Origin of the sequence: Herpetosiphon sp. NSE202 (genome assembly GCF_042688385.1) — a bacterium.
GTDB lineage: Bacteria > Chloroflexota > Chloroflexia > Chloroflexales > Herpetosiphonaceae > Herpetosiphon.
In genome coordinates this window covers 219,865-232,757 of record NZ_JBHUPY010000010.1, presented here as the reverse complement: position 1 = coordinate 232,757, position 12,893 = coordinate 219,865, and the positions used below count along the sequence as shown (strand labels likewise).

Below are 12,893 nucleotides of genomic sequence, written 5' to 3'. Positions count from 1 at the left end.
TTGGCCCTATACTACCACGCTCACGCGAGTTGGCGTGCAATCTCTGCTACAATTTTAGCATCAACGAAATATGAGGTTGCCGATGACTGGACGTTTACCTTTACTGACCCGCCGTGGCGATACCTTGCGCTACGATCGCGAAAAAGGCATTGTTTCCATATTAAATCGCCGTTTGTATCCTGCCGAAACTGTTTGGGTTGATTGCGCCGATCTTGAAGCCGTAGCGCAAGCAATTGAAACAATGGTGATTCAGGGTGGCCCGCCCTTGGCCTACGCTGCTGGCTATGGTTTGGCCTTGGCCCTCGATCGCGCTAGTGACTATTCGTTGGCTGAGCAACAAGCGGTTTTAGGTGAAGCGCTGGAGCGTTTGCGCCGCACCCGCCCAACGGCCGACGATTTGCACACCATTTTGGCAGAAGCAGAACGCTTGGCCTTGCAGGCACTGAATCAAAACCAAGCCCCAAATGACGCGGTTTATCGCTATGTTGCTGGCGAAATTCAGCGTGGCGACCGTTCGGCGGAGCGCTGTGGTGTGCGCGCTGCTGAGTTGCTGACCGATGGCGATACTATTTTGACGGTGTGCTATCCTGGCGCTGCATTCAATTGGATGCTCTACACGGCTGTGGTGAAACATGGCAAACAAGTGGCGGTGATGCCAACTGAAACTCGCCCGTATGGCCAAGGCATTCGCTTAACCGCCTCGCAAGCTTTGGAAATTGGCTCGCAAGTGACCGTAATTAACGATAATATGTCGGGCTTTTGCTTTAGCCGCGATATGATTAGCGTCTATATCACTGCTGCTGATCGGATTGCGCTTGATGGTTCGATTGCCAATAAAGTTGGCACCTATACCAATGCTGTGCTTGCCAAACGCCATGGCGTGCCGTTTTATGTGCTGGGCTACGATGGTCCCGATATCAACACGCCAACCGGCGCTGAGATTCCAATTGAGGAGCGTAATGGTGATGAAGTGCTGATGATGAATGGCCAGCGCATCGCTCCAGCAGGTGTGCGTGGCTATTATCCTGCCTTCGATGTAACCCCGCCAGAATTGATCAGCAGCATCGTGACTGATCGCGGAATTTATCGCCCAGCGATGATTCAACGCTATTTGGATGATAGTAGCGATGCACCGTTAGACGTTATTCCATTGTTGGGATAGAAATTAGCCCAGTGCCGAGTTTTGCGCTCCGCACTGGGCTTTTTGGTTAATCAAGGCCAATCCGAAAGTGATAGGCATTGATTGTTAAGCCTTCACGAAAATAAAATTTATGCGCTTGCTCGCGTTGCACGCCACTATCAAGATGCAGTTCGTTGCAACCTTGGGCTTTGGCCTCAGCTTTAAGCCAATCCAACAGCGCCTTGCCATGACCACTTGAGCGTTGGTTAGCTGATGTGATCAGGTCATCGACATATAACAACATTCCAGCGTACAACATCTCCATAAAACGATAGCCTGCCAAGGCTTGAACTTCGCCATCAACCACCACAGCTGCCAAGCGATAGCCATGTTGTTGCATGCGTTGAATGCGGGCAACATACTCTGCTTCAACTAAGGCAGGGCGTAACTGCTGCATCACGGCAAAGGTGCTGGTAATCTCGGCGGCATTTTCAATTTGTTTGATCTGCATAGGTTTGCTCCACAACAGCACAATTGGGCCTATTATCGCAGGTTTTTGCGCCACTAATTCCCTCACCCCAACCCCGCTCCCGTCGAACGAGCGAGGGGCTTTCATGCCGTGATTCTGCTGCACTCCGTGATGAAAACGCGTTCTGCGGGTAAGGGAACATTGCATTGCACTTGAGTGCACATAATCTGGCACTTGGGTGCTAGCCCAGGCAACTACAATCCAAACACACGGGTTCGATTCATTGCGAGGAAACTGTATGTCACGCCAACAACGACTTGTGCTGGCTTTGCTCCCAGTTGCGTTTGGTTTAGGATTAATTGCCGATCTGATAGGCTTGTTTCATCAAGCGTGGGGAATTAATTTCGGCCTCTGGACGTTGCTCTCCAGCGTGGCGATTATTGGCCTTGGATTCAAACAGGATCAGCCTTTGGCCAAAGAAACCTGGCTTTGGCTGGGCATCGCCAATCTGGCTAGTTTGGGCTTTTTCGTCCGCGATAATGAAGCACTATTGGTTTGGCTGGGCTTGTGCTGGGTGTTGGCGTGGATGTTGATTTTTACCCAGCCCTATCGCGCTCATTGGCGATTGGACTCAATTCGCGGTTGGATTGTTTCAGGGGTTGTGGCTGGTTTGGGGGCAGCGTTTGGCAGCTTTGGCGCAGCGCTGAATATTCCGTTGCGGAGTGGGAAGGTTACCAGTTCCAAATTGCGGCCAATTTTGATTGGCTTGGGCTTGGCCTTGCCGTTATTGTGTATTTTTGGCGGCTTGTTTGCCTCTGCTGACGCAGTATTTGAAAATATCTTTGCCGATTTGTTTAATTGGAATTTGGATTGGCTGTTTGAGCATGTGTTTATGGTGCTTTTTGCCACGTGGGCGATTCTTGGCTGTGGCTGGATTTTATTTGCCTCGCCAAAACCTGAAATTTCGTTTAGCGAACGGCCAAGTTTGTTCAATCTTGGCAAGGTTGAAGTTGGGATTATTTTGGGCTTGCTGAATGCGCTGTTTGGCTTGTTTGTAATCATTCAAATTCGCTATCTGTTTGGTGGCGAGCAGCAAATTGCCGAGGGCATTACCTATGCCGATTATGCGCGGCGCGGCTTTTTCGAGCTGGTAACGGTGGCATTGTTGGTCTTGCCAACCCTGCTGCTTGGCAGTTGGCTGATCGAACAACGAGCTGAAGCGCAACCGCTGTTTCGGGTTTTGGCGCTGGTGCTGTTGGTGCAAGTTGGGATTGTCTTGGCTTCAGCAGTTTCGCGCATGCTCTTGTACATCGATGCTTATGGCTTGACCGAATCGCGCATCCAGGCGACGGCGCTGATGATTTGGATTGTGCTGGTGGCGCTGTGGTTTGTGGCAACTGTATTGCGTCAGCGCGGCCAATATTTTGCGAATGGCGCGTTGGTTGCGGCGATGCTTGTGCTGATTGGCTTGCTTATGCTGAATCCAAGCAATTACATTGTGCGCTATAACGCTAGCCATCGCGGCGTTGATAGCTTTGATGGTTATTATGTGGGCAGTTTGGCTGATGATGCTGATGCAGTGCCCGCCATTATCGATGTGTTGCCAAGCTTGCCTGCTGAGCAAAGCTGCCAAATTGCGACCCAACTTTTAGGCTACTGGAATAATCCTGACGAAACTGATGCTGATTGGCGCAGCACCAATTTGAGCCGCAACAAAGCGCGGGAGCTTGTGCGCCAACATGCGCAGAACTTGACCCAAATTAGTTGTCCAATTGATCGCTCAATGTGATCGTGGGTGCTGGTGGTAAGTGGTACAATTGCCCTCGCTTCGCTCAACCGCGAAGCACCATGCAATCAGCGCACTCTGGCAATTGTTGCCAGCAGCACCAAAATGGAGAACTAATTCGTATGCGAATGTCGAAACTGGCAACGAGTACCACCAAAGAAGCACCAAATGATGCCGAATTAATTAGTCACTCGCTGTTGGTGCGGGCTGGCTACGTCAAGCAACAATCAGCAGGCATCTACTCGTTGCTGCCCTTGTGTGTGCGTTCGACCCAAAAAATTTCTCAAATTATTCGCGAAGAGATGGATGCAATTGATGGCCAAGAGTTGTTGATGCCCGTCGTCACCAGCGCCGATCTGTGGCGTGAAACTGGCCGCTACGACGGCGTAACCGAAGAATTGCTGCGCTTCAAAGATCGCAACAACAAAGATATGGTGTTGAACATGACCCATGAAGAAGTGGTCACCGACATCATGCGCCGCTACATCAAATCGTATCGCCAAATGCCGGTGATGGTCTATCAGATTCAGACCAAATATCGCGACGAAGCGCGGCCACGTGGCGGGATTATTCGCTTGCGCGAGTTTACGATGAAGGATGCCTATTCCTTCCACGCCACAATCGAAGATCTCGACCAATATTATGAGCAAGTGTTGAACGCCTACAAGCGCATTTACCAGCGCTGTGGCTTGCCAGTCGAAATTGTGCAATCTGACCCTGGCATGATGGGCGGCAAGATTGCCCACGAGTTTATGGCAGTTACCCCAGCTGGCGAAGATACGCTGATCTTGTGTCCAAGCTGTGGCTATTCGGCCAATCGCGAAGTGGCTGTGGGAGCCAATCCAACTTCAACCGCTGCGCTCGAAGCATTGAGCCAAGGCGAAGCTAGCACCAAAGATTTGGCTGGCCACTTCGGGGTTGCGCCAAGCCGCGTCATGCAAATTAAGCTCTATAAAACCGCCGACGGGGTGTTGGTTGTGACCTACGCGCCAGCAGGCCGCGAAATTAACCATATCAAATTGCAAAATGCGGTTGGAGCCGAATTGCAAAACGTCAGCGAAGCCGAACTTGCCAACTATGGCTTGAGTGGCTTTGCCAGCGTTGCACCACGCAGCCTGAAGGCCAGCGACAAGGTGCGGATCTTGGTTGATAGCGCCTTGACGACTGAACGCAACTTGGTTGGGGCTGCTGGCAAAGCTGGCCACTACGATCTCAATTTGAATTGGGAGCGCGATTTTACTGGCGAGGTCGTCGATTTAACCGATGTGCTCGAAGGCCAGCCATGTAGCCGCTGTGGTGCGCCATTGACGATTGCTCGGGCGATTGAAGTTGGCAATATCTTCAAGCTTGGTACCAAATATTCAGCAGCAATGAAATGTATGTTTGCCAACGAAAAGGGCGAAATGCAGCCAGCAATTATGGGCTGCTACGGCATCGGCGTGCAACGGATTTTGGCCTCGTTGATCGAGAAATTTAACGATGCCCGCGGCATGATGCTGCCAATCACCGTTGCGCCATATCAAGTGCATGTGGTTGGCACCGATTATCAAAGCAACGCCGAAACCAAGAGTGTCGCCGATCAGCTCTATACTGATTTGCAAGCCCAAGGCGTGACGGTATTGTTGGATGATCGCGATGTGAATGCTGGCAACAAGTTTGGCGATGCTGATCTTATTGGCAATCCAATTCAGGTCATCATTGGCTCGCGTGGCCTGAAAAATGGCCAAGCAGAGGTCAAAATTCGTAGCACTGGCGAAACCACCATGGTTGCTTTGGCCGATCTGCTGAGCCACGTTTTGGGCGTGCGCCAAGCAATGTTTGCCAGCCTCAGTTAATTTTTGATCCACGAAGAGCACGAAGAGCACTAAGCACTATTTAGCGCTACTTTGTGCTCTTTGTGTCCTTCTTGGATCATAACTCCTAACCCTTATCTTCTCAAAAAACCACTAAATAAAGCAATCAACTGCTGGGCCAACTCGGTTTTGGCTTGGCGCGCAAAATCCCAGCGCTGGCCATCGCGGCTAAACACAGTGACGGCGTTATCGCTTGCACCGAGCGCGGTGCGCGCATCATTGGCGACAATTGCATCAAGTCCTTTGCGGGTCAGCTTGGCTTGGGCATACTGCTCGAGATCATGGGTTTCAGCGGCGAAACCAATTTTTACGAAGCCTGTACGCGCTTTGAGGCTGGCCAGAATGTCGGTGGTATGGGTTAATTGCAGCGTGAGCGATTGATCGCCTTGCTCTGTTTTTTTAATTTTATTATCGGCCACGCTGACTGGGCGATAATCGGCCACGGCGGCGGCCATAATTAACATATCGCAGCCTTGATCAATTTCGTGCTCGATTGCAGCTTGCATGGCGGCGGCGCTTTCGGCATAGATGTGCTGCGTGCCAAGCGGCGGGGTGGCGCTGGCTGCGCCGATAATCAAGCGCACATCTGCGCCAGCATCACGAGCGGCGGCGGCCAAACCAAAGCCCATTGCACCCGATGAGCGATTACCAATAAAACGCACTGGATCGATCGCCTCGTGGGTTCCGCCAGCGCTAATGACCAAGCGTTTGCCAGCCAACGCGCCAAATTTTTTACCAAGTGCTAAGCGAATTTCAGCCTCAATCTGGTCGATTTCGGCGAGCCTGCCGACCCCAACCATTGGCTCGGCCATACGTCCAGCAGTTGGCGCGATAATCTGTAGGCCACGGCTTTGCAAGGTGGCGACATTGGCTTGGGTAGCGGCATTGGCCCACATATTGACATTCATGGCGGGAGCAAGCAAAATCGGCGCACGTGAGGCCAAAACCGTGGTAGTCAACATATCATCGCTTATGCCCATGGCGAGGCGAGCAAGCGTGTTGGCGGTGGCTGGGGCAATGATGATGAGATCGGCGCGATCGCCAATCGTCACATGGCCAATATCGCTTCCCTCGGAAAGCTGCCACATATCGGTATACACTGGGCGATGGGTCAATGCGCCAAAGGTCAAGGGCGTAACAAACTTGGTCGCTTCTTCGGTCATCACGACATCGACCAAGGCTCCGGCCAAGCTCAGATTACGCGCCAATTGCACTACTTTGTAGGCCGCAATCCCGCCAGTTACGCCCAGCACGATCCGCCGATCAACCAATGACATAGCAAATACCTCAATTAACAATGGCCACTGCGCTGCGATTAAACAGCAACAATGGCCATAAGATCTGCCAAACTTATTTGAACAAAGGAGTACCGAGCCACGAGGCTGCTTGTTGGCGTTGGCTTGCGCTTGGTTGGCTGACCAAACTCAAGCTCAGGTGATCGGGCTGTGGTTTGCTCAAGCTCACGGGCAAGTGCAATAATTCATCGCGGCGGAAGAAACTGAGTTGCACGGTTGCGCCAATCGGATAATCGGCCAGCCGTTTGTTCAAGCTATCGTCGTCGATGCGCCAGCCATCAAGCGCAATCAATTCATCGCCTGCCGCCAAACCAGCCCGATCTGCGTCGCCGCCATCGAGCACATGAGTAATTTGCACTCGACCATCGACGGCCTTGCTGCGAATGCCAAGTTGGGGCCGTGGATTGCCTTGCGCATCGCGATCCTTGTAGCTCCATTGGGTTTGGATGCCAACCGTGGCGAAGGCTTCTGCATAGGGCAATTCGCTTAATCCATCGATATAATTGGCGAAGTAAGCACTCCAATCGCTGCCAGTCAGCGCTTGCAGTGCTTGCTGCATACCATCGGCTTCGGGAATGCCCGGGCCTGTGATGGGATATTTTTGATACAGATAGCGAATTAAATCATCGAGCGATTGCTGACCGTTGCTGCGCTCGCGCAATTGCATATCGAGCACCAGCGCTGCCAACGCGCCCTTGAGATAATATGAAACCGTGCTATTGGGTGTCGTTTCATCTGGCCGATAGTATTTGATCCATGCGTCGAATGATGAACTGCTGAGGCTATGCACCAAGCGGCCCGGTGTGGCTTGCAAGGTTGCAATATCGTCGGCTAAGCGCTCAAGGTAGCGCTGTGGTTTCATCAAGCCAGCCCGCACCAACATCAAATCGGTATAGTACTCGGTGACACCTTCCATGACCCATAACAAGCGGGTGTAATTTTCACGGGTGTAATCGAAGGGGCCGAGTGGCGCAGCCCGCAAACGCTTAACATTCCACGTATGGAAAAATTCATGGGCAATCAGGCCTTGAGCACGTTCATAGGTTTTGCTAGGCTTGAAAATATGGCGTGGCACAATCAGCGAGGTTGAATTGCGATGCTCTAGGCCGCCGAAGCTATTAGCTCCAGCAAGCAGCACAATAAACAAATAATAATCGTATGGCAACTCGCCCCAAAAGGCGTGTTCAGTTTCGACAATTTGCTTGGTATCGGCCAAAACTTGCTCAATATCCTCGTTGCCATGGCCCCAAACCACCACCTCGTGAGCTTTTTCGGCCACCTCAAAGCGATAGCGCCGCAATTCGCCGACTTCAAATGGGCAATCCATCAATTCATCAAGATCGTTGGTGGCGTAGCGGCCATCGGCCAATTGCGGCAAGCCGGTGGCAATTTCCCAATGGCTAGGCAATTCCAGCTGCACACGATAGCTGCAATCCTGATAATCAGGCAAATAGAGCAAGGTGGCGGCGGGCACGATGTGGGCGTGGGTTGCATCGATGTGATTGGTGCGCACGGTTAGTTCATAGCCATAAACTTGGTAGGTTACGGTGATGGCGCTGGCTCCATTGGTTTGTATCTGCCAGGTTAAGCGATCAGTTTTGCTAATTGGTAGGGCTTGGCCATCGGCCTGTGCCTCAACAAAGCGCAAATGGCGAGCATATTCACGGAGTAGATACGAGCCTGGTGTCCATGCTGGCAATTGCAATGACGTTTCAGAACCCGTTAAACCCTCAATCCGCAATGTGACGTTGATGATATGGCGTTCAGGTTGAGGAATTGCGAGGGTGTAATCAAGGACAACAGACACAGGCAGACTCCTTTAATCTTTATCAGCAGCAACGGCATAGCCAACCGTGCTTCCGGCAATCAAGAGACCAGCGGTGGTGAGCATGGTGTCGTGTTTGGTGATAATCGCAATCACCAAGCCCAAAACTCCTGCAAACCATGTGATCCGTGCAAGTAATAAAGCCTCACGACGCATGAGCAGCACTCCTCTAAAAGTGAGTTGCTATCAGTGTAGCTTAAAAAACTTATTCAACAAAGGGGTGAGGCGAAAGGATGAAGGATGAGGGATGAAGGATGAGGGATGAAGGACCAAGGACGAAGGATGAGGGATGAAGGACCAAGGACGAAGGATGAGGGATATGTGGCTATGGGCTGGAGGCTCTAGGCTATTGGAATCAAGGATGAAGGATGAAGCGTAAGAACTAGAGAACAGAGATGTACTGGTTCATTTCGTTAACCACGGCATGATCCCCTCACCCCAACCCCTCGCCCGCCACGTGGCGGGCGAGGGGCTTTAATCCCGTGGTTCTTGCGCACTGCGTCGGTAAAAACCGCTGCTCCCCTCGCCCGCGTTCAGTGGGAGAGGGGCTGGGGGTGAGGGAATGATCCTGATTGACAATCCAAAATCCAAAATCCAAAAGCCAAAAGCCCATAGCCCGCAACAAACAAAAACGCCTATCGATATGCTCGATAGGCGTTGGATCAATTGAATTCGCTGCTTAGAAGATGCCTTGGCCACCACCAAGGATATTGCATGGATCATAGCGGTTCTTGGCGCGGCGGAAGTCGTTCCAAACTTCGCCAAAATGTTGTTTCCAATCGTTTTGGCTGAACTCGATTGCGCCAATTGCGTAGCGGTTGCCACCGAGATCGCGGTTGGTTTCAAACATCTCGCGGTTGTCGGCCAACATCGCGTTGATCACTTCAGGGATGTTTGGCGCGGTGCGCAAAATATCAAACAAGAAGACAATTTCGCCATCGGGAACGCGGAAGAATGGCTTGGTGAAATGTTTGGTTTTTACGGGATAGAGCAAGATTGGGCCTTGACCAGTATCTTCGAGGGTCAAGGTTTCCAAGATATTGCCAACAAAGTTGTTGACATGACGGCTCTTGATGAAGAGATCAAGCCATGGGTGTGGCAAGAACCAAGCACCGATTTGGCGCAAGAAGGCCTCGGTTGGAGCCAAGCGATTCAAGAAATCGAAGTAGCTGGTATCGCTGATAACTTCCGTGCCTTGGGTATAGTTCAAGTTGCGCAGTAAACGATTGTTGTTGGGCAACTTATTGGCTGAATAGAAACTGACTGCTTCGAGCATAAAGTTCCAGCCGCCGCCAGCTTTGGCCACAACTTGGCCTTCGACATATTCAAAGCGACCATCGCGAATCAAACGAATTTGATCGTCGGTGAAGGTTTCGATGTCATCGTAGAACAGGTTGAAGACGCGCGCGCTGGTTTCGGCGCGAACCAATTTGAGCTTGGCGCGCACGATAATGGCAAATTGGCCCAAGCCACCAAGCACCGATTCGAATAAATCTTTGTTGCGGTTTTTTGAACAAGTTTCTAAATTGCCTTCGCCAGTGACAACGGTCAATTCAAGCACGTTGTCAATTTGCACGCCATGTTGATGACTGGCCCCGCCAATCCCACCGACGCTCAACGTGCCGCCAATTGATAGCTCGATATAGTCGGTCATGACTGGTGGGGTCAGGCCTTGAGCCAAGGTCGCATCAAGCAGTTGGTGCCATTTCAGGCCTGCGTCGGCAATGACATAATCGCGGCCAATTTCATGCACCGTATCTAAGGTACTCATATCAATCACAACCCCACCTTGAATTTGGGGTTGACCATAGGTTGAGTGCCCTTGACCACGGCCTGAGATTTTGATGTTGTTATTTTTGGCGAAGCGTACCAACCGCACAATATCATTGGTTGAGCCAGGTTTTAACACCGCATTTGGCGTGCGGTGAATGATGTGACCATAATCTTCGGCAGCTTCGGCACGAGTTGCAGTATCGGTGTAGAGCACACCATCGAACGTTGGGAAATTTGGCGCGAGTTGCTCGGCGGCGTGAGCTGAAGTGACCCACGAACTGGTAGCCCGATCAAAACCGACTACCACAGCACCTGCAACGAGACTTTTCAAGAATGTACGGCGGCTAAGTTGCGTCATAACGTCCCTCGTTTTCGGTAAAAAAAACTGACCGCAAATTCACCACCTAATAGCTATGACGAAGTGCTGGAATGAGGTGTGGAGTGTGAATCTGCGCGTCAGCTTTTGCATCTGTCCTGACTGCGAATATTCTATTATGAGAATAGTACTAGGCTCAATAGGCCAATAGTCTATGCTTTACATAGGCTGTATACGGTACTTAAGGGTACGCATGGCTGTCGAGAGTGCTTCTTGTAAATCGCTGGAGGTTTGAAAAATAGAAAGATCAATCCCAAGGCTAACAACCACTTGGGCAACATCAGGGGTCATACCACATAAAATAACGCCTGCTCCCAGCAAATTACACGATTGCGCTGCTCGAATCAGCACATTCGCGACTTGAGTATCAATTAATGAAACTGCCGTAATATCTAAAATGACGACCGTTGATCGGGTGCGCACGACGTGCTCCAACAAGAGCGAGATCATGCGTTGAGCACGGTTGCTATCGATGGCCCCGATTAAGGGCATCAACACCACGTTGCTAAAAATATTCAGAATCGGGGTTGAAATTTCATCGATTGTATAGAGCAGCCGCTCCTCGGTTTCGCGGGCCGCCTTCAATTCTTCGAGCCGAGCCTCAAGCTCAGCCAAGTGCTTTTGATCTTGTTCGCGTGAAATGGCTAGTTCTTTGCTGACCCGATTGACCATATTGGCCAAGATGCCGAGTTCGTCAAGCCGATCAATGTTGAGGTGTTCAGCGGCCTCGCCTTGAATAACTTTGCGTAAGGTACTCCCAATCGTGCGAATCAGCGCCCGATCTTCACGCGAAAGCCGCGGTTGGTTGGTCGATGCAGGAGTTGTCGGTTGCTCTGGGCGCTCTGGTTGGTCCATAGAAGTTATTTCCAAGAAAGATGTAACTCGCAGAAGGCAGCGCCATTGCGGATACATTTCGAATGGTCAATCTGAACATCACGGGCATCGAAGCATTCTAATGCGCCTTTCATGGCCCCTTGTTCAAACATACAATTATACGGTTGTTCCATTTCGACAATTGCGGTTTTGTCGCCAGTTATTCGGCTGCGCCATTCGCCACCATTGCCACGAGTTGCGTAGAGCCAAATCATCGGAATGGTTGTGATCACGTCTTCGGGCTTTTCGATGCCAACCGCGCGAAATTGGGCTTCCATCGAATAATAGATATTCTTGCCAACATCGATCACCAAGGCTTGATCTTGATCTTCGAAGTTATTGAGCATGGTTTCTAGGAGTTGCCCATGATACCATTTATCCGGATCAATCTCGTCCAAGACATCAAGCATCTCCGGTGTACAATGTTCGGAGGCAATCGTCGAAATTAATAAGAAAATACCACCTTGCGTTAATGGCGGGCCACTCCGATCTTGACCAGGGTCAGCATAGGCAGTCAGGTCAAATGGTGCATGTCGTTCAAAACGATACATAGGGTGCCTTTCAGTTGCAATGGAGGTCAAAGCCTGAACAGTGCCATTATACGCGTTCTTGCAATAGTTCCTGAACTGAATTTTTGGCTTTTATTAGTTATGTTTTCCTATTTTTTGGCTAGTACGGGTGAGGATTGAGCTGCCATATCAGGTGATATAGCAGGCTTTGATCCACCTTTGAGGGGATTTTTCGGATGAATTTTGATCAAGAACAGCACTATCGCGACGAAATGGTGCAAATTGGCCGCTGGCTCTACGAACGCGGCTGGACTCCTTCATATAGTGGTAATTATTCGGTTTTGCTCGATGAACAACGGATTTTAACCACCCCAACGGGGTATTGCAAGGGCTTGCTCCAACCAGCCGATTTAATTATCGTCGATCGCCAAGGTGTCCCGCTTGACCCACAGACCCCCTTACCCTCAAGCGAATTGTTGATGCATTTGGCGGTGTATGCTGAACGCCCCGATGTGCGCGCCTGTGTCCACGCGCATCCACCACGTACGATTGCCTGTAGTATTGCTGGCATCGAACTGACCCAACCATTGTTAGAAGATATTATTCTGACCTTGGGCAAGATTCCAACTGTGCCCTATGCCCGAACTGGCACGGCAGCCTTGGGCGAGGCGATCAAGCCTTTTATTCGCGATCACGATGCGTTGGTGTTGGATCATCATGGCTCGCTGACCGTTGCTAGCAGCTTAACTAAAGCCTTCCATCGGACGGAGCAAGTCGAACAAGCGGCCACGATTATCTCCACTGCCCTCAGTATGGGTCGCTTGCAACCCTTAGCTGCTGAACATGTGGCCGATCTCTTGGCAGTGCGGCGTGCTCGCGGCGGTAACCCCAAGGCTGAGCCGCTGTTGCCTGAAGCTTAACCGCTTGGGCTAGCCCACGTGCCCCCAAGCAGATTAGGCTGTTGGTACTATGTTTGCTCTTGGAGTTGGTTGATCTGCATGCTATTTTATGCTA

At 51.1% G+C, this 12,893-nt stretch carries 11 protein-coding genes; 4 read left to right on the top strand and 7 right to left on the bottom strand.

Features of this window, described 5'->3' with window-relative positions; all coding sequences use genetic code 11:
- The first annotated feature begins 82 nt into the window (after positions 1-82).
- On the top strand, positions 83-1,162 hold the full coding sequence (locus ACFMKP_RS13100; protein ID WP_382292430.1) for a s-methyl-5-thioribose-1-phosphate isomerase: 1,080 nt from the start codon (positions 83-85) through the stop codon (positions 1,160-1,162).
- A 46-nt stretch (positions 1,163-1,208) separates the two neighbouring features.
- Here the strand turns inward: ACFMKP_RS13100 and ACFMKP_RS13095 are convergent, their stop codons facing one another.
- The gene (locus tag ACFMKP_RS13095; RefSeq protein ID WP_382292429.1) at positions 1,209-1,631 is read right to left on the bottom strand and encodes a GNAT family N-acetyltransferase; all 423 of its coding nucleotides are present in this window, start codon (positions 1,629-1,631) and stop codon (positions 1,209-1,211) included.
- A 256-nt stretch (positions 1,632-1,887) separates the two neighbouring features.
- Between ACFMKP_RS13095 and ACFMKP_RS13090 the strand changes: the two genes are divergently transcribed.
- Positions 1,888-3,378 carry a DUF4153 domain-containing protein gene (locus ACFMKP_RS13090; protein WP_382292428.1) on the top strand — a complete coding sequence of 497 codons (1,491 nt, stop codon included), beginning with the start codon at positions 1,888-1,890 and terminating at the stop codon, positions 3,376-3,378.
- 119 nt (positions 3,379-3,497) lie between these two features.
- Positions 3,498-5,210, top strand: coding sequence for a proline--tRNA ligase (locus tag ACFMKP_RS13085; protein ID WP_382292427.1), 1,713 nt, complete (start codon positions 3,498-3,500; stop codon positions 5,208-5,210).
- A 92-nt stretch (positions 5,211-5,302) separates the two neighbouring features.
- On the opposite strand, the gene coaBC is transcribed toward ACFMKP_RS13085, so the two are convergent.
- The 6 genes from coaBC to ACFMKP_RS13055 form a co-directional block, all read right to left on the bottom strand.
- A complete protein-coding gene (gene coaBC / locus ACFMKP_RS13080; protein WP_382292426.1) occupies positions 5,303-6,505 on the bottom strand; it encodes a bifunctional phosphopantothenoylcysteine decarboxylase/phosphopantothenate--cysteine ligase CoaBC in 1,203 nt (400 codons plus the stop codon).
- Positions 6,506-6,578: 73 nt separating this feature from the next.
- Positions 6,579-8,330: a M61 family metallopeptidase gene (locus ACFMKP_RS13075; protein ID WP_382292425.1), complete on the bottom strand. Its 1,752-nt coding sequence runs from the start codon at positions 8,328-8,330 to the stop codon at positions 6,579-6,581.
- A gap of 12 nt (positions 8,331-8,342) precedes the next feature.
- Positions 8,343-8,504, bottom strand: a complete 162-nt coding sequence (locus ACFMKP_RS13070) for a hypothetical protein (RefSeq protein ID WP_160319538.1) — start codon at positions 8,502-8,504, stop codon at positions 8,343-8,345.
- A 523-nt stretch (positions 8,505-9,027) separates the two neighbouring features.
- The gene (locus ACFMKP_RS13065) at positions 9,028-10,479 is read right to left on the bottom strand and encodes an FAD-binding protein (protein ID WP_382292424.1); all 1,452 of its coding nucleotides are present in this window, start codon (positions 10,477-10,479) and stop codon (positions 9,028-9,030) included.
- 177 nt (positions 10,480-10,656) lie between these two features.
- Complete coding sequence (locus tag ACFMKP_RS13060; protein WP_382292423.1) at positions 10,657-11,352, bottom strand: STAS domain-containing protein; 696 nt, start codon at positions 11,350-11,352, stop codon at positions 10,657-10,659.
- 5 nt (positions 11,353-11,357) lie between these two features.
- Positions 11,358-11,921: a hypothetical protein gene (locus ACFMKP_RS13055; RefSeq protein ID WP_382292422.1), complete on the bottom strand. Its 564-nt coding sequence runs from the start codon at positions 11,919-11,921 to the stop codon at positions 11,358-11,360.
- 194 nt (positions 11,922-12,115) lie between these two features.
- Here ACFMKP_RS13055 and ACFMKP_RS13050 point away from each other — a divergent pair, with 194 nt between their 5' ends.
- A complete protein-coding gene (locus tag ACFMKP_RS13050; protein WP_382292421.1) occupies positions 12,116-12,799 on the top strand; it encodes a class II aldolase/adducin family protein in 684 nt (227 codons plus the stop codon).
- Positions 12,800-12,893: the final 94 nt, after the last annotated feature.